The sequence below is a fragment of the Pseudomonas laurylsulfatiphila genome, assembly GCF_002934665.1.
In the GTDB taxonomy this organism is placed as follows: Bacteria; Pseudomonadota; Gammaproteobacteria; order Pseudomonadales; family Pseudomonadaceae; genus Aquipseudomonas; species Aquipseudomonas laurylsulfatiphila.
The window spans coordinates 236,903-254,439 of the sequence record NZ_NIRS01000002.1; the positions used below are offsets into that span (position 1 = coordinate 236,903).

Below are 17,537 nucleotides of genomic sequence, written 5' to 3' on the forward strand. Positions count from 1 at the left end.
ATGCTCCCCCACTTGCGCCAACAGTCCCTCGCGCTGGGTCTGTTGGCGCTGATATTGTTCTGCGCAGGGATGTATCAGCAGCCGGCCATCGGCTTCGATTCGCGCTTCGTGCTGTTCGCCCAGGAAATGCTGCGCAACGGACCGTCATTTTTTCCGACGACCTACGGCCAGCCCTACGCAGACTATTCGGGCCTTTCAACGGTATTCATCTGGCTGCTTTCACTGCCGCTCGGCCAGGTCACCAGCCTGACCGCGTGGCTGCCGAGCGCCATCGCCGCAGCGGTCATCGTCACCTTGATGTACCGATTGCTGGCGCCCTACTCCACGCGTTGGGCGCTGCTGAGCATCGCCCTGATGCTGCTGACCAACACCTTCATCACCGAAACCCGCGCCGTTTCCCTCGACCTGATGCTGGCGGCCGTCGCGTTCAGCGTGTTCTACCTGGGTTATGCCGCCGATCACTTCGCGGCACCGCGCCGCCGGGGCCTGATCTTTGCCTTGCTGATGCTGGGCTTCTGGATTCGCGGCCCCATCGGCCTGGTGATTCCTGCGGGAATGCTCTGCAGCTATTTTCTGGTCAACCGCCAATGGCGGCGGCTGTTTGTCTTCGGATTGCTGGCATCGGTGCTGTTGGCGATGTGTGTCGGTCTGTTGCTGTGGCTGGCCGACGTCAGCGGCGGCCCGGCCTTCTTGCAGGACGTGATTCGCATGCAGTTCATGGGACGCATGGACGGCAGTGAAGGCTCCAACGAAGTGTTGTATTACTTCACCAGCTCGATAGGCAATTACGCACTGGCCTGGCCCTTGGCAGTGCTGGCGCTGGTGGCGGTCGCAGCTTCTGGTCGACAACAGTCAGGCCCGGCATTGCGCCTGACGCTGTACTGCGCAGCCGCCGGGTTGATCGTGATGGTCGGCCTTTCCGTCCCACAGGCGAAAAAGGCCCGTTACCTGCTGCCGATGCTGCCCATGGCGGCGATCATTGCGGCTTACCCGTTCTACGCGGTGCAAGGTCGGCTGTTCAGTTGGCTGCGCGTATTGATGCAGGGCTTATGGCTGCTGATCCCGGGGCTGCTGATCGTGACCTTGCTGGTGGTACAGCGAAGATTCCCCGAAGACGTGGCTCACCTCGCTTCGTTGTTCATCATTCTCGGCGTGCTGCAAACGGTCGCCGTGGCAGCGTTCAAGCAACCCCGCTGGCGTGCACAGACTCTCGCTCTTTGCGCGGTCCTGGCACTGTGGTCGTTATACATCCTGCAGTTCGAGCCCATCCAGCGACAGCTTTACGACACCCGGACCTTCAGCCACGAAGCGTTCGAACTCGTGCAAAAAGACCCGGCCCCCCTGGTGATGCACGCGATGGGCAAGGATGCCAAAGCCATCAAGTTCATGGTCAACATCAATCAAGGCCTGCAACCGGAGTTCACCGATTCCCCCCAGGAACTTGATGCCCTCGAGGGTCCGGCGTGGCTAATGATGGACCTGAAGGTTTACAGGACACTGCAAGGCACGGCTATCGGTGCCTTGCCACCCGTGTTGAGCGGGCGTTTCGACAAGAATGATTTCGTGCTGCTGCACCTCAAGTCAATCCCGTAGCAACGACCGGGTGTCCGACTGCTAGAGTAGCGCTGACCTTGGGCTGATGCCGGCCCGATCGAATAAGGACATTCACGTCGTGACCCGTTACTCCCCCCTCATCCGCCGCCTGCTGATCTGCTCACTGACCATCGTCGTCAGCCGCGCCATCACCAGCCCGTTACTCACGTTGTTCGTCAGCGACAAGCTTGGCCTGAACCAGCAGGACGTCGGCTTGTTGCTCGGCATTGCGGTGTTCGTCGCCACCCTGCTCTCCCTCTACGGCGGCTACATCATCGATCGCTTCGAAAAACGCCGACTGCTTGTGCTGTCGATGGCGTCCAGCGCGGTCGGCCTGCTGTTACTGACCTTTGCCGAAAACCTCTACCTGACCACGATCACCCTGATCGTCACCGAAACCGCCTCGGCGCTGTTCCTGATCGGTTCGAAAGCCATTCTCAGCGACAACTTGCCCGTGGGCCAGCGGGCCAAGGCGTTTTCCTTGAGCTATACGCTCACCAACATTGGCTACGCTGTCGGGCCGATGCTTGGCGTGCTGATTGCCGGTGCCTTTGCGAGTGCGCCATTCCTGATCGCGGCGGCCATCGCTTTTTTCAGTATTTTCCTGATGACCGGCATTCCCGCGGATCCGGCCAAGGTACCTCTTGCCGGTCAGGCGCAGAGTTTTCTGAAAACCCTGATCACCCTGAAAAACGACCGCACCCTGATCATGTTCACCGCCGGTTGCCTGCTCAGCACCGTGGTGCACGGGCGATTTACGTTTTACCTGTCGCAGTACCTGCTGGTGACCAGTAATCCCCGGCACACCATGGAAATCATGGCCGCCCTGCTCGCCTGCAACGCCATCAGCGTGATCCTGTTGCAATACCAGGTCGGGCGTTTTCTCAAACGTGAGCAATTGCGCCAGTGGATTGTGGCTGGCACCGGCCTGTTCATCCTCGGCCTGATCGGTTTCAGCCTGGCGAACAGTCTGGTGAGCTGGTGCGTGGCAATGTTCATCTTCACCCTGGGTGAAATCATCATTTACCCGGCCGAGTTTCTCTTTGTCGACACCCTGGCTCCGGAAGAACTGCGGGGCAGTTACTACGGCGCACAAAACCTTGCTGCGCTTGGCGGCGCGGTGAGCCCGGTGATTTGCGGCTTCATGCTGATGCACACCCCGGCACCGACGATGTTTTATGCCTTGAGTGCGCTCGCAGCACTGGGCGGCCTGCTCTGCTACCTGAGTGGCCGAAGGGGCCATTTAAAGCAAAATTAATGCACTGAAAGATCATTAATATGAATTTGTCAGTAGCTGGATTGAACGGCACACTGTGCCTGTTCCTCCCCCAACAGTTGGAACACCTTCAAGGGCTTTCTGGGTTTCCCAGCTAAGCCCTTTTTTTAGGTTCTTCACTGGCGGGAGGTCACACGATCCCTTGTAGGAGCTGGCTTGCCAGCGATGGTCGTTAACGATAACGCGTGTGAACTGAATAAACGCAGCGCACTGGAGTCCATCGCCAGCAAGCTGGCTCCTACAGTTCCCGCGATTGCGTGAAAAAAAACTTTTTTACCTCGATTTTTTTTGCCGGAGTTTTCTCGCAATGCTTGCCCGCTGGTTGCCCGTCGCCATCAACACCCGCCCCACCGAATGGAGCCGCGCCGCCATCGGCATGGCCTTGGGCACGCTGCTCAGCGTCTGGCTCTGTAGCCAGGTGTTTGGCATTGAGGTGGCCCAGCACCTGATCGGCCCGCTGGGGGCCTCGGCGGTGCTGTTGTTTGCCGTGTCTTCGGGAGCGCTCGCACAGCCCTGGTCGATTCTGGGTGGCTACTTGTGTGCTGCAGTGATTGCGCTGCTGGTGGCCCATGTGTTGGGGCGAACCCTGGGGAGCGCCTGTCTGGCGGCGGGCATGGCGGTGTTGCTGATGTGTTGGTTGCGCTGCATGCATCCACCGGCCGGGGCATTGGCCCTGACCCTGGTGCTGGCGGATCCGGTGACCATTGCCATGGACTGGAAAGCCATAGAGCCGGTCATGCTCAGCGCAGCGACGATGCTGCTCTGCGCGCTTGCCTACAACAATCTGACCCGCGTTCGTTACCCCAAGGGCAGCAGCGAACCGGCCGTCATGATCCCGGCCGATCACCCGCCAGTCGACAGTCAGGCCATCACCGCCGAAGACCTGAAACTGGCGCTGGCTGACATGGAAGCCTTCTATGACGTCACGCCCGAGGACCTCGAACAACTGATCCAGGCCAGCCAATTGCACGCCAAACGCCGCAGCGTCGCCGAGGTGTTCGCCCCGCGTCCGTAAGCCCCTGTTCTGGTGCAATGCGGTTCACTTAAGGATGAACACTGTATCCGTGGCGAGGGAGCTTATTGTTCGCTCTATCTCTTAAGTAAACAGCATTACTGTTCTGGAGGATCTTTTGCCGTGGCCGGGCGGTTCTGGCATCCTGCGCCTCCATTTTCCGACCCGGCCCGCCTTCTGGCACGCAAACCACCATGACCGCCTCCGAAAAAGCCCCCGCGCCACGTAACAATGACCTGATCTACGGCCTCGATGACCGCCCGCACCTGACCGCCACCGTCTTCGCCGCCCTGCAACACGTGCTGGCGAGTTTCGTCGGCATCATCACCCCGACGCTGATCATGGGCAGCGCCCTGGGCCTGCAAAGCGAAATTCCCTATCTGATCAGCATGGCGCTGTTCGTCTCAGGCCTGGGCACCTTCGTCCAGGCGCGGCGCTTTGGCCCGGTGGGTTCGGGCCTGTTGTGCCTGCAAGGCACCAGTTTCTCGTTCATCAGTGTGATTCTCAGTGCCGGCTTCATGGTCAAGGCCCGGGGCGGCGGCACCGACGAGATTCTCTCGACCATCTTCGGCGTGTGTTTTTTTGCCGCGTTCATTGAAGTGGTGTTGAGCCAGTTCATCGGCAAACTGCGCATGCTGATCACCCCGGTGGTGACCGGGACGATCATCACGCTGATGGGGTTGTCGCTGATCAAGGTGGCCATGACCGACATCGCCGGCGGGTTTGGCGCCCAGTACCTGGGGGCTGCCAGTCACCTGGCCCTGGCGGCGCTGGTGCTGGGAACCATCGTGGTGTTGAACCGGGTAGACGTGCCGTTTCTGCGCCTGGGGGCGATTGTCATCGGCCTGACCCTCGGTTACGGGGTGGCCTGGCTCACGGGCCAGGTGGATTTCAACGGTCTGCCGGAAGTTCCGCTGATGAGCGTACCGGTGCCTTTCAAGTACGGTTTTTCCTTCGATTGGGTGGCGTTCATTCCGGTGGCGGTGATCTTCCTCGTTTCGCCATTGGAGGCGGCCGGTGACCTCACGGCCAACTCGATGATTTCCCGGCAACCGGTCAAAGGCCCGGTGTACATACGCCGGATCAAGTCCGGCCTGCTCGCCGATGGCCTCAACTCGGCCATGGCGGCGGTGTTCAACAGCATGCCAATGGTGACCTTCGCCCAGAACAACGGGGTGATCCAGCTCACGGGCGTGGCCAGTCGTTACGTGGCGTTTTTCATTGCCGGTTTGCTGGTGGTGCTGGGCCTGTTCCCGATGATCGGCGCGGTACTGCAACTGATGCCCAAACCAGTGCTGGGCGGCGCGGAGCTGGTGATGTTCGGCACCGTCGCCGTGGCCGGGATCAAGATTCTCGCCGAGGCCGGCCTGCATCGGCGCAACATGCTGATCGTAGCGATTTCCATCGGCATGGGCCTGGGGGTGGCCGCCGTGCCGGAAGTCTTGCGTGAACTGCCCAAGGCCCTGCACAACATTTTCGAATCGCCCATCACCGTCGGCGCGCTGTGCGCTATCGTTCTTAATATCTTCCTGCCTGAGGAGTTCATCGAGCTGGAAGAGGACGAATTCGATCCGGAGGCCTCCGTGCTTCAGGTGATGCAGAACCCCGATGTGACCACCAGGGATGAACCCGCAAAGGCTGCGGTGGTCGCACCGTAAAACCGCCGGACGGGCTCAGGGGCTGAGCCGGTGGCGGTACAGCCCTTTTCAGATGAGAGCACGTCCATGCGCAGCGTTCACGCGGTCCTGATTTCCCTCCTGCTCTGCCTGAGCGCCTGTTCCTCGCTGCCCAATCGAGACCCGCTGAAAATCAACGTCGTGGGTATCGAGCCCCTGCAGGGCGAGGGCATGGAAGTACGCTTTGCCGTGACAATCCGCGTGCAGAACCCCAATGACTACAACCTCACCTACAGCGGCGTCGCCCTGGATCTGGACATCAACGGCCAGCCATTCGCCTCGGGCGTCACCGATGAGAGGGGCGAGATCGGGCGTTTTTCCGACACCGTCGTGAGCGTGCCGGTCAGCGTTTCGGCATTTTCGTTCATCCGCCAGACCTATGGCATCAGCCAGATGAAAACCCTCAACAACATGCCTTACATCCTGCGCGGCAAGCTGTCGGGCGGGCTGTTCAACACGATGCGTTTCGTCGACAGCGGTACACTCAATCTGCCGGGATCGACCACTGGCAGCCGCTAGCGATAGAGGGTCAGGCTGGCGCTGAATCTACTCGACGTCATTGAGAATCAGGCTGCGGTAATGCCCCGGATTTGACCCCGACCACTTGCGAAAGGCCTTGTAGAACGAACTGGTGTCAGCGAACCCGAGCCGCGTGGCGATTTCGCTGAAGCTGATCGCCGGCTCGGCCAGCCAGACGATCGCCAGCTCCTTGCGCACGCTGTCCTTTAGACCTTGATAGGTTTGCCCTTCTTCGGCCAGCCGGCGGCGCAAGGTCGATGCCGACATGCACAGGCGTTGCGCCAAGGCCTCGGTTTCCGGCCAGTGCTCGGCCGGCAGGTGACGCAGATCGTGTTTGATACGGCTGGCCAGGCTCTGCGGATCACGGTATTTCACCAGGATGTTCGCCGGCGCGAGGGCCAGGAATCGCTTGAGCTCTTCGGGGCTGCGCTTGATCGGCAGATCCAGGCAATCGGCGGAGAAAATCATCCGCGTACGCGGCCGGTCGAAACGCAGGTTCTCGGAAAACATCACCTGATAGTCATCACAGAAATCCGGTTTCGAACAGCGCAGTTCAATGGCCAGAATCGGAATCCGCCGCCCTGCCAGCCAGCAGGCAACGCCGTGGACGATCATCCAGTAGGTGAAATAGGTGAAGGCCCGGCGTGGCTCCCTGTCGTCTTCGAGCAAGACGATTTCCGCCAGGCTTTGCTGACGCACCAACTGCGCCGGCAGGTGTTCGAGGATCAGCGACAGAAACGCCAGGCCGCCAGCCAGTCCCGCCGCCACGTTGGGTTGGAGCATGGCGCTGCGACACAGGAATGCGAAGCTGCCGGATTTGAGTTTGCGTGGGTCCATGCCAAAAAACTCGTCATCCCCACGCCGTGCCAGCAGCCGCCACAGGCGCGCATAAGCGGTGGCTGGAACCCGGGCGTCGGCGTTATCCAACAGCCGCGGGTCGATGCCGACCTTGATCAACACCTCGTCCTTGTCGATGCCTGGTGCGCAGCTTTGCAACAGTGCTTCACGCACCAGTTGGATGGAGATGGTGTCTTTTTCCGACATGGATTGCGGCAAGCCCTGTTCTTGTTCGAGTGGGGGCATATTAGCTGAAACCGCCCATTGAACGCAGATCCCCCTTGCTCGCGATGGACGTTCGGCCTCACGAGGGGGCAAGAAGATCAAAAGATCGCAGCCTGCGGCAGCTCCTACATTGACCGGGTACACCGCCAATATGGTGGACGAACAAAAACCCCGTAGGAGCTGCCGCAGGCTGCGATCTTTTGATCTTCTCCCACAGGAGGCGGCACTGATCTTCAGGATCGTTCAGCTTAGGTTCAGGTAATTGTCAATCAATACCATATAGGAATGAATGTCATTATGTTACAACTTAGCTCCCTAACTAAGTTCGAGACGCCGCTCAATGCTGGTTCCTTTTCTGATCATGCTGCGCGAGGGTGTCGAGGCTGCGTTGATCGTTGGCATCATCGCCAGTTACCTCAAACAGACCGGTCGCGGCCAATGGCTGCTGGCGATGTGGATCGGGGTGTTTCTTGCCGTCACGCTCGCCCTGCTGGTGGGCGGTGGCCTGGAACTGGTCAGTGCCGAGTTTCCGCAAAAACAACAGGAGCTGTTTGAAGGCATCGTTGGACTGGTCGCCGTCGGCATTCTCAGTTCCATGGTGTTCTGGATGCGCAAGGTGGCGCGCTCGATCAAGCATTCGCTGCACCAGTCCCTCGACCACGCTTTGACCGGCTCCGGGCACCAGGTGATTGCGCTGATCGCCATGGTGTTTTTCGCCGTGGCCCGCGAAGGCCTGGAAACGGTGTTCTTCCTGCTCGCGGTATTCCAGCAAAGCCAGGGCCCGGCGGCACCGATTGGCGCCCTGCTCGGCCTGGTCCTGGCCATCGTCATCGGCTTCCTGATCTACAGCGGCAGCATGCGCCTGAACCTGGCGGCGTTTTTCCGCTGGACCGGTCTGTTCATCCTCGTGGTAGCGGCCGGCATCCTCTCCAACTCGGTGCAGGCGCTGCATGAAGCCGGGCTCTGGAACCACCTGCAAACCGTGCTGTTCGACTTCAGCGCAACGCTGCCGATGGACGGCCCAATGGGCTCGGTGCTGGCCGGCATGTTCGGGTACCAGGACGCTCCGACCGTCAGCACCCTGGGTGCGTATCTGATCTATCTGCTGGTGGCGCTGGTGATGTTCTTTTCCCCGGCCGGCGCACCCGCCAGGCAACCCTCTTCCGCTTCCAGCCAGTAAGGGCTCCCATGCCAAATCAAGCCACACCCCAGGCATCCCCGCCCCGCGCCTTGCGCTGGGCGGTGGCCGGCTCGGTGATCCTGATGATCGCCGCCGGTGGCCTGTTCTACTACGCCGCGCAAAGGGCGGCGGCCAAGCGCCAGGCCAATCACGATGAAGTGCTGGTGACCATTGACCCGCACAGTTGCGAACCCAATGCCCTGACCGTTGCGGCCGGGCGTGCGAGCTTTCGCATCGTCAACCGCTCCGACCGCGCCGTGGAATGGGAAATCCTCGACGGCGTGCTGGTGATCGAAGAACGGGAAAACATCGCCCCCGGCTTGAGCCAGGTCATCAACGCCAACCTGTCACCCGGTGACTACAGCATCACTTGCGGCCTGTTGAGTAACCCGCGCGGGACCTTGCATGTCACGCCAACGGCTGCCTCCGACGCTGCCGCCAACGCCAGGCCGTCGATGCTGGCGTTCGTCGGGCCGCTGTCGGAGTTCCGCGTGTACCTGAACAGCCAGAGCAACGCACTGATCAAGGCGGTCACCGCCCTGCAGCAAGCCATCGAGTCCGGAGACCTGAGCCAGGCGCAAGCCCTGTATGTGCCGGCGCGCATCGCGTATCAGCAGGTGGCGCCTGCCGCGCAACGCCTGGCGGAACTGGACAACGCCATCAATGCCCGCGCCGACTATTTCGAAAAGCGCGAGCAGGACCCGGACTTCACCGGTTTTCACCGCCTCGAGTACGCGCTGTTCCAACAACGCAACCTTGAAGGTCTGGCGCCGATTGCCCAGCGTCTGCTGACAGACGTCACCAGGCTCAAACAACAACTGCTGGCCCAGTCACTGCCACCGGAGCAACTGGTCAGCATCATGGTGCGCAACCTCAACAGCCTGGCCGATGTACGCGCCGGCAGCGGCGAAGAAGAACGCTACAGCCATAGCGACCTGAACGGCTTCGCCGCCAACCTCGACGCCACCCGCAAAGTCGTCGACCTGTTGCGTCCGTTGCTGAGCAAATCCGCGGCCGGCTTGCTGCCAGACATCGACGAGGCCCTCAACGCTTTCGACACCGAACTCAATGGACTCCAGGTCGGCAACGGTTACGCCAGCTACGACAGCGTCGACGCCGAACAGCGCAAGCAGGTCGCCGACAAGGCCAAGGCACTGGCCGCCGCACTCGATGGAATCGATCCCGCCCTTGGCCTTTCCGGCCTGTAAGCAGAAGACGTTAACCGATGAACGATCCAGAGCAATTCAACCTCCAGCGCCGTCGCGTCCTGATGGGCATGGGCGCCGCCGGTGTCGCCCTCGCCGGCTCAGCGCTCAGTTGCCCGGCCATGGCCGCCAGCTCGGCGCAAGTCACCGAAGCGCCGAGCAGCGACAAAACCTTCGAACGCCACGCGTTCCATGGCCAGCACCAGACCGGCATCGTCACCCCGCGCCCGGCGGCCGGCATGCTGGTGTCCTTCGATGTGTTGGCCAGCGACCGTGAAGACCTTGAGCGGCTGTTCCGCACCCTGAACCAGCGCATTGCGTTCCTGATGCAGGGCGGCCCGGTGACCCAGGTCGACCCGAAGCTGCCGCCGGTGGACTCGGGCATCCTCGGGCCGGTCGTGACCCCGGACAACCTGACCGTTACGGTGTCGGTGGGCGCATCGCTGTTCGATGAGCGCTTCGGACTGGCCGACGCCAAGCCCAAGCGGCTGGTGCGCATGGTCGGCTTCCCCAACGACGCGCTGGAAGCCGATTACTGCCATGGCGACTTGAGTATCCAGTTCTGCGCCAACACCACCGACACCAACATCCACGCCCTGCGTGACATCGTGAAAAACCTGCCGGACCTGCTGCTGGTGCGCTGGAAACAGGAAGGCAGCGTGCCGCCCCAGGCCCCGGCGAAACCCGGTGTGCCGGCACAGAGCGCGCGCAATTTCCTCGGTTTCCGCGACGGGTCGGCCAACCCTGATTCCAACGACGCCAAGGCCATGGAGCACATCGTCTGGGTGCAGCCCGGTAGCGATGAACCGGCGTGGGCCGTCAACGGCAGCTATCAGGCGGTGCGGATCATCCGCAATTTCGTCGAACGCTGGGACCGCACGCCGTTGCAGGAACAGGAAAGCATTCTCGGCCGGGTCAAGAGCACCGGTGCACCCATGGGCGGAGCCCACGAATCCGAAGTGCCGGACTACGGCAAAGACCCGCAAGGCAAGCTGACCCGACTCGACGCGCACATTCGCCTGGCCAACCCGCGCACTGCCGCGTCCCGGGCCAACCTGATCCTGCGCCGGCCGTTCAACTACTCCAACGGCGTGAACAAGAACGGCCAGCTCGACATGGGCCTACTGTTCATCTGTTATCAGGCCGACCTGGAAAAAGGCTTCATCACCGTGCAAACGCGGCTCAACGGCGAACCACTGGAGGAATACCTCAAGCCGGTCGGCGGCGGCTATTTCTTCACCTTGCCCGGTGTCACCAGCGACCAGGATTTCATCGGTCGTTCGCTGCTCGATGCCACGTCCCCGAAAACAACTGCCTGACCACAACAACCCTCACGGAACCGTCCCATGAAGAAGTCACCCCTCGCGCTAATGCTGACCCTTGGCTTGCTCAACACTCCGCTTTCGGCTTTCGCTGCAACGGCGCCGCTGGACCTGGTGGGGCCGGTTTCGGACTACAAGATTTACGTGACCGAGCAACTGGATGAACTGGCCAGCCACACCCGGCAATTCACCGACGCCGTGAAAAAAGGCGACCTGGCCACCGCGCAAAAACTCTATGCGCCGACTCGCGTCTACTACGAGTCGATCGAGCCGATTGCCGAGCTGTTCAGTGACCTGGATGCGTCCATCGACTCCCGCGTCGACGATCACGAAAAAGGCGTGAAGGCCGAAGACTTCACCGGATTCCACCGCCTCGAATACTCGCTGTTCTCGGAAAAAAGCACCCAGGACCTGGGCGAACTGGCGGACGGCTTGGACAAAGACGTGAAAGACCTGCAAACCCGCGTGGCCGGTCTGACCTTCCCGCCCGAGAAAGTCGTGGGCGGTGCCGCCGCGCTGCTCGAAGAAGTCGCGGCGACCAAGATCTCCGGTGAAGAAGACCGCTACAGCCACACCGACCTGTATGACTTCCAGGGCAACATCGACGGCGCGAAGAAGATCGTCGACCTGTTCCGTTCGCAAATCGGGAAGCAGGATGCGGCGTTCGTGGCCAAGGTCGACAAGAACTTCGCCACCGTGGACAGGATCCTGGCCAAGTACAAAACCTCGGACGGCGGATTCGAGACCTACGACAAAGTGAAGGATGCCGACCGCAAGGCACTGGTCGGGCCGGTCAATACCCTGGCTGAAGATCTGTCCACGTTGCGTGGCAAGCTGGGTCTGAACTGACAGTCCGCGTTGTCGGTAAAAAGATCGCAGCCTTCGGCAGCTCCTACATTGACCTGTGTAGGAGCTGCCGAAGGCTGCGATCTTTTGATTTTAATCTTTAAAGAATCCGGTACAGCAACCGCTCGATCCGCACACGACTCACGCGCTTGAGGAACTTGGCCACGCCCATCGGATATTCGGCAAGGGTTTCCAGGTTCTGGAAGTGCTCGATTCGCCGGGTGTGCTGGAAGATCTCCGCCAGTTCAAGGCGGCGCGGCTCCAGCCATTCGCCGTGTGGATCATCGATCAACAAGGCGTTTTCCAGATCAAGCCGGAACGCCCGCGGGTTGAGGTTATTGCCAGTCAGCAAGGTATAGCGCCGGTCGATCCACATGCCCTTGAGGTGATAGGTGTTGTCACCATCACGCCACAGGTGCAGGTTCAACTGACCGCTGTCGATGTTGCGCTGATGACGCTTGGCAAACCGGCGCAAGCTGATTTCGTACAGGTACGGCAGCGCCGATATGACCCGGAACGGTTCGCTCGGCGGAATGTAGAAGTCATTGGCCGTCTTGTCACCGACCACGATGTCGATCTTCACCCCACGGGCCAGCGCGCGGTTGATCTCGCGGATGATCGCCAGTGGCAGGTTGAAATACGGCGTGCAAATGGTCAGTTGCTGCTGGGCGCTGGCAATCAGCTCGCAGATCACCCGGTTCAGCGGATTGTTCTTGCCGACGCCGAGCAGCGGGCTGACGGACAGACCGGTCCGGTCGGTGGAGCCTCGCGTGGTGTCGTACGCCGCGTGCTTGAGCCGGCTGCGCAGGTCGCCGATGTCATTGCGCAGGCTACGGGTGGTCGGCAGGTTCGGCAGGTCGAGGCGGTGCACCGCTTTGGAGGCCACCAGGCCGTGCTGCACCAGGTGCTGCATCGAATCGGCCAGTTCGCGATTGCGCAGCAGGTGATAGCGGTCGTAGCGGTACTTGTCGAGCTTGTGCAGGTACACGTTGTTCAGGCTCGCGCCGCTGTAGATCACGCAGTCATCGATCACGAAGCCTTTGAGGTGCAGCACACCGAACAGTTCGCGGGTTTGTACCGGGACGCCATAGATCGGCACTTCACTTGCGTGGGTGCGGGTCATCTCCTGGTACCAGGCCGAGTTGCCCGGTTGCTTGCCGGCACCGATCAGGCCGCGCTGGGCGCGCAGCCAGTCGACGACCACCACCACGTCCAGTTCCGGACGCGCCAGTTTGGCCGCGTGCAAGGCATCGAGAATTTCCTGGCCGGCTTCATCCTGTTGCAGGTACAGCGCAACGATGTAAATGCGCCGGGTCGCGCTGGCGATTTGCTCAAGCAGGCAACGACGGAATTCGGCAGCGCCGGAGAGAATGCCGACGGCATCGGCCGTCAGCGGGAAACTGCGCAGCTTGGGCAGCAGGGAGCGTTTGAAAAGCGACGGCATAGGGCTCGCAATGGGTCGAATCCGAAGAACCTGAGAGCTTACACCATCGCTGGGTTCGGGTCTTGTTGCTGTCTGCCCTGACGTCATCGCCGGCAAGCCGGCTCCTACAAGGGGAACGCGGTCAATCTGTAGGAGCTGGCTTGCCAGCGATGACAATCTTCAGGTCGCGCAAAAATAACAATTGACCAAGGAGAACGATCGTTCTACTGTTAGCCCCATGAGCGAAATCAATAGCAACGACACACGCGACATCATTCTGGATGTCACCGAAAAGTTGATCTACAAAAGTGGCATTGCCGCCACTGGCATGGATCTCCTGGTGAAAACCGCCGGTGTCTCCAGAAAAAGCATTTACCGCTACTTCGCCAACAAGGACGAACTGGTCGTGGCCGCCCTGCAACGCCGCGATCAGCGCTGGATGCACTGGTACCGCAGCGAAGTCGGCCAGGCACCGACCCCGGCCGGGCGGCTGCTGAACCTGTTTACCGTACTCAAGTCGTGGTTCGCCTCCGAAGGCTTCCGTGGCTGTGCCTTCATCAACACCAGTGGCGAAACCGGCGACCCGCAAGACCCGGTGCGCCTGGTCGCCAAAGAGCATAAACAGAAGCTGCTCGACTACGTGTGCGAGTTGTGTACCGAACATGGCGCCGAGGATCCGCAGAGGCTGGCCAGACAGCTGCTGATCCTGATCGATGGTGCCATTACCGTGGCGCTTGTAACGGGTGATCACAGTGCCGCCGATAATGCGCAATGCATGGCGCGCAAGTTATTGGACCTGTAGCAACCTGATCAAGCTCGACAATTGTTTTGACTTTAACTTGATACGGAGACTTGAAATGTCTAATGCCGAAGTTCGTCCGCCATTGCCCCCTTTCACCCGTGAATCGGCCATTGAAAAAGTTCGCCTGGCTGAGGATGGCTGGAACTCCCGTGATCCGCAACGCGTGTCCCTGGCCTACACCCTGGACACCCAGTGGCGAAACCGCGCCGAGTTCGCCTATAACCGCGAAGAAGCCAAAGGCTTCCTGACCCGCAAATGGGCCAAGGAGCTGGATTATCGACTGATCAAGGAACTCTGGGCCTTTACCGACAACCGCATCGCCGTGCGTTATGCCTATGAATGGCACGACGACTCGGGCAACTGGTTCCGCTCCTATGGCAACGAAAACTGGGAGTTCAACGAGGACGGCCTGATGGCCCGCCGCTTCGCCTGCATCAACGACATGCCGATCAAGGAAAGCGAGCGCAAGTTCCACTGGCCGCTGGGGCGTCGGCCTGACGATCATCCGAGCCTGTCGGATCTGGGTCTGTAAACACTCACTGTAGGAGCTGCCGCAGGCTGCGATCTTTTGATCTTGATTTTTTAAGATCAAAAGATCGCAGCCTGCGGCAGCTCCTACATACAGAGCGATCGACAGATCCCATGCAGTGGGATCGACGGATCGCGAGCTAAGCGGTCGCCGTCGGAAGGGGTTATGGGTAATATGTCGCCCCTTCCCTGCAGCCCTTTCTGCACCCGCCGAATAAGCCGATCCCATGCCTTTCGAACTCAGCGTTGACCTCTCCACCCTGGCCATCCTGGCCCTTGTCGCTTTTGTTGCCGGTTTCATCGACGCCATCGCCGGTGGCGGTGGTCTGTTGACCACCCCGGCCTTGTTGACCGCCGGCCTGCCGCCGCACTTGGTGCTGGGCACCAACAAGCTCAGTTCGACCTTCGGCTCGGCGATTGCCAGTTTCACCTTCTACCGCCGCAAGCTGTTCCACCCCGCGCAATGGGTGCACGCCATCGTCGGTACCCTGGTCGGCGCGCTGACCGGTGCCGTGGTCGCGCACTACCTGCCGGCGGAATGGCTGAACAAAATGCTGCCGGTGATCGTCTTCGCCTGCGGTGTCTATCTATTGTTTGGCGGTACGCCGAAAGCGCCAACGGACAGCGATGCACCGATCAAGAAAAAGTGGCAGTCGACCCAGGGCTTCAGCCTCGGTTTCTATGACGGCGTGGCCGGTCCCGGCACGGGCGCGTTCTGGACCGTGAGCAGCCTGTTGCTCTACCCCATCGACCTGGTGAAGGCCAGCGGCGTGGCGCGCAGCATGAACTTCGTCAGCAACGCGGCGGCGCTGTCGATCTTCATCTTTTCCGGTCAGGTGGACTGGATCATCGGCCTGTGCATGGGCTCGTCATTGATGGTCGGCGCCTTCTTCGGCGCCCGCACCGCCATCAGCGGCGGCGCGAAATTCATTCGTCCGGTGTTCATCACCGTGGTGTTGGGCCTGACCGTGCGCCTAGCCTGGCAGCACTGGTTCAGCGTGGCCTAAACGCCGCGCCACGTAGACGTCGATCAGGTAACGGGCAATCGAGCGCGACGCCGGCAACGGCGGCAGCGCGTGCACGTTGAACCACTGGGCGTCTTCGATCTCGTCCTCCTGGCAAACGATCTCGCCACTGGCGTATTCGGCATGAAAGCCGAGCATCATCGAGTGCGGGAACGGCCAGCATTGGCTGCCCATGTACTGGATGTTCCTGACCTCGATGCTCACCTCTTCACGAACCTCGCGAATCAGGCAGTCCTCGGCCGATTCGCCCGGCTCGGCAAACCCGGCCAGGGTGCTGTAGACCCCCGGCACAAACCGTGGCGAACGCCCCAGCAGAATCTCGTCACCACGGGTCACCAGTACGATCATGCTCGGTGAAATCCGCGGGTAATAGCGCAAGTCACACGGCTCGCAGTACATCGCCCGCTCACGCACCACCTGATGGGTCGCCTGGCCGCAATTGCCGCAAAAGCGGTGTTCGCGGGCCCAGGTGCCGATCTGTGCGGCGTAACCGAGCACCTTGTAGACCGTGTGATCGCCTTCGAGCATGAACGCCCGCAAGCCTTTCCAGTTGCAGCCCGGCACTTCGCTTTGACTGCGCAGCTCCAGCAGATAGACCGGCTCGCCATCGAGATGACCGATGCCATGCTCGGCGAGAATCGACAGGTCCTGACGCTTCAACCATTCGCGTGGAAACAGTGCGCCATTGTCATCGAACAGAAAGCCTTCGGGGCTGCGCGCGACGGCCCAGCCGCCGGGTTGGTCGGTATCCAGTACTGCAGTGGTCCAGCGAGGAATCATGGTTAATCAATCCAGAAATTCGGGTTTCTGTTTGCTCATATGGGCGGCCATGGCCACGCGCAGATCGGTGGATTGCAGCATGGCGGCGTTCCAGGTGGCGATGTATTCGAGGCCGTCATCGATGCGATGGTCACGCATGTAGCTGATCATCTCCTTGGTGCCGGTGACGGCGATCGGCGACTTGCCGGCGATTTCGCGGGCAATCCCCATGACGCCGTCGAGCAGGCTGGCGTTGTCGCTGTAGATGCGATTGACCAGGCCCATGCTCCGCGCTTCGTCGGCGCCAAAGGTGCGACCAGTGTAAGCCAGTTCGCGCAGCATGCCGTCACCGATGATCCGCGGCAAGCGTTGCAGCGTACCCACGTCGGCGGCCATGCCGATGTCGATTTCCTTGATCGAGAACTGTGCGTCCTCGGCGGCATAACGCATGTCGCACGCGGCAATCAGGTCGATGGCGCCACCCAGGCAGTAGCCCTGAATCGCTGCAAGCACCGGTTTGCGGCAGTTGTCGACGGCATTGAACGACGCTTGCAGGGTAAGGATCTTGCGCCGCAACAGGCGCGCATTGCGGCCGACGTCCTTGCCCAGTTCATTGGCCACACCGGCCAGCATCATCAGGTCGATACCCGAGGAGAAATGCTTGCCTGCGCCGCTGAGGACCACCACGCGCACTTCATCGGTGTCATCGATCCACTGGAAGATCTCGACGATCTCGCTCCAGAACGCAGCGTTCATCGAGTTGATCTTCTCCGGTCGGTTGATCTGCACATGGGCGATTTTATCGACCAGTTCGACGTTGAACGCGCTGTACTGAGACATTCCATTGATCCTTTTGCGGGCAGAAAACGAGGCCCGAACTATAACAAGGCATCGCGACCGGCAGTAAGGCAGTGGTTCAGCCAAATCCGGGACTTAGCGCGCGCACCACATTGGTGCGCGACCGCCCGATCACGTCGCACATTCATGTGACTGCCCGGTGACTTTTTGAGGCCAAAACGCAAAAAAACATGCACTTCGTCGGGGCGTTTGCACCTCGATCAGGCACGTCCGTACCGTTACAAACCGATTGTCGAACAATTTTGCCATCTGCCCTTTACCGCTCTAAGTTCTGGCCTAGACTCATTTTCTCAAAGCGAAACCGGGCGGTCATAAAGTGGAAAAATAGTCGAAACTTTTTCCATTCCCGATCGGTCCTCTGACAAGAAGGTGCGTTGCGACTGGTGCAATCTTTGCAACGGCTCATTCACCCCTTTTGCTTCGACGCATCGGGCAGCGCTTGCTCACTGAT

General features: G+C 60.6%; 16 protein-coding genes. 12 read left to right on the forward strand and 4 right to left on the reverse strand.

The genetic code is table 11. From position 1 onward, the window contains the following. The 5 genes from CD175_RS06990 (at position 1) to CD175_RS07010 (ending at position 6,076) form a co-directional block, all read left to right on the forward strand. Positions 1 to 1,593 carry an ArnT family glycosyltransferase gene (locus tag CD175_RS06990; protein WP_420849094.1) on the forward strand — a complete coding sequence of 531 codons (1,593 nt, stop codon included), beginning with the start codon at positions 1 to 3 and terminating at the stop codon, positions 1,591 to 1,593. 46 nt (positions 1,594 to 1,639) lie between these two features. Further along, complete coding sequence (locus CD175_RS06995) at positions 1,640 to 2,851, forward strand: MFS transporter (RefSeq protein ID WP_420849095.1); 1,212 nt, start codon at positions 1,640 to 1,642, stop codon at positions 2,849 to 2,851. Between the two features lie 325 nt (positions 2,852 to 3,176). Then, a complete protein-coding gene (locus tag CD175_RS07000; protein WP_104448275.1) occupies positions 3,177 to 3,884 on the forward strand; it encodes an HPP family protein in 708 nt (235 codons plus the stop codon). A 191-nt stretch (positions 3,885 to 4,075) separates the two neighbouring features. Then, positions 4,076 to 5,539, forward strand: coding sequence for a nucleobase:cation symporter-2 family protein (locus CD175_RS07005; RefSeq protein WP_104448276.1), 1,464 nt, complete (start codon positions 4,076 to 4,078; stop codon positions 5,537 to 5,539). Positions 5,540 to 5,605: 66 nt separating this feature from the next. Next, positions 5,606 to 6,076, forward strand: a complete 471-nt coding sequence (locus tag CD175_RS07010; protein WP_104448277.1) for an LEA/WHy family protein — start codon at positions 5,606 to 5,608, stop codon at positions 6,074 to 6,076. A gap of 27 nt (positions 6,077 to 6,103) precedes the next feature. On the opposite strand, the gene CD175_RS07015 is transcribed toward CD175_RS07010, so the two are convergent. Beyond that, positions 6,104 to 7,120 carry an AraC family transcriptional regulator gene (locus CD175_RS07015; protein WP_104448833.1) on the reverse strand — a complete coding sequence of 339 codons (1,017 nt, stop codon included), beginning with the start codon at positions 7,118 to 7,120 and terminating at the stop codon, positions 6,104 to 6,106. A 358-nt stretch (positions 7,121 to 7,478) separates the two neighbouring features. Between CD175_RS07015 and efeU the strand changes: the two genes are divergently transcribed. Genes efeU through efeO (CD175_RS07035) form a run of 4 tightly spaced genes read left to right on the forward strand, consistent with a single transcriptional unit; the run spans position 7,479 to position 11,694 of the window. Continuing rightward, positions 7,479 to 8,318: an iron uptake transporter permease EfeU gene (gene efeU / locus CD175_RS07020; RefSeq protein ID WP_104448278.1), complete on the forward strand. Its 840-nt coding sequence runs from the start codon at positions 7,479 to 7,481 to the stop codon at positions 8,316 to 8,318. Positions 8,319 to 8,326: 8 nt separating this feature from the next. Then, positions 8,327 to 9,526, forward strand: a complete 1,200-nt coding sequence (gene efeO, locus CD175_RS07025; RefSeq protein WP_104448279.1) for an iron uptake system protein EfeO — start codon at positions 8,327 to 8,329, stop codon at positions 9,524 to 9,526. Between the two features lie 17 nt (positions 9,527 to 9,543). Next, the gene (gene efeB / locus CD175_RS07030) at positions 9,544 to 10,842 is read left to right on the forward strand and encodes an iron uptake transporter deferrochelatase/peroxidase subunit (protein ID WP_104448280.1); all 1,299 of its coding nucleotides are present in this window, start codon (positions 9,544 to 9,546) and stop codon (positions 10,840 to 10,842) included. Positions 10,843 to 10,869: 27 nt separating this feature from the next. Then, complete coding sequence (gene efeO / locus CD175_RS07035) at positions 10,870 to 11,694, forward strand: iron uptake system protein EfeO (protein ID WP_104448281.1); 825 nt, start codon at positions 10,870 to 10,872, stop codon at positions 11,692 to 11,694. Between the two features lie 97 nt (positions 11,695 to 11,791). Here the strand turns inward: efeO (CD175_RS07035) and pssA are convergent, their stop codons facing one another. After that, a complete protein-coding gene (pssA, locus tag CD175_RS07040) occupies positions 11,792 to 13,135 on the reverse strand; it encodes a CDP-diacylglycerol--serine O-phosphatidyltransferase (RefSeq protein ID WP_104448282.1) in 1,344 nt (447 codons plus the stop codon). A 217-nt stretch (positions 13,136 to 13,352) separates the two neighbouring features. On the opposite strand from pssA, the gene CD175_RS07045 reads away from it, so the two are divergent. From CD175_RS07045 to CD175_RS07055, 3 genes are all read left to right on the forward strand, one after another. Then, positions 13,353 to 13,916, forward strand: a complete 564-nt coding sequence (locus CD175_RS07045) for a TetR/AcrR family transcriptional regulator (RefSeq protein WP_104448283.1) — start codon at positions 13,353 to 13,355, stop codon at positions 13,914 to 13,916. A 55-nt stretch (positions 13,917 to 13,971) separates the two neighbouring features. Further along, positions 13,972 to 14,448 (forward strand): nuclear transport factor 2 family protein, encoded by a 477-nt coding sequence (locus CD175_RS07050; protein WP_104448284.1) that lies wholly within the window; start codon positions 13,972 to 13,974, stop codon positions 14,446 to 14,448. A gap of 223 nt (positions 14,449 to 14,671) precedes the next feature. After that, entirely contained in the window at positions 14,672 to 15,451 is a 780-nt protein-coding gene (locus CD175_RS07055) for a TSUP family transporter (protein WP_104448285.1), read from the forward strand. Here the strand turns inward: CD175_RS07055 and nudC are convergent. Continuing rightward, positions 15,419 to 16,249, reverse strand: coding sequence for an NAD(+) diphosphatase (nudC, locus tag CD175_RS07060; protein WP_104448286.1), 831 nt, complete (start codon positions 16,247 to 16,249; stop codon positions 15,419 to 15,421). The genes CD175_RS07055 and nudC overlap by 33 nt on opposite strands. A 6-nt stretch (positions 16,250 to 16,255) precedes the next feature. Next, entirely contained in the window at positions 16,256 to 17,068 is an 813-nt protein-coding gene (locus CD175_RS07065; RefSeq protein ID WP_104448287.1) for a crotonase/enoyl-CoA hydratase family protein, read from the reverse strand. Positions 17,069 to 17,537: the final 469 nt, after the last annotated feature.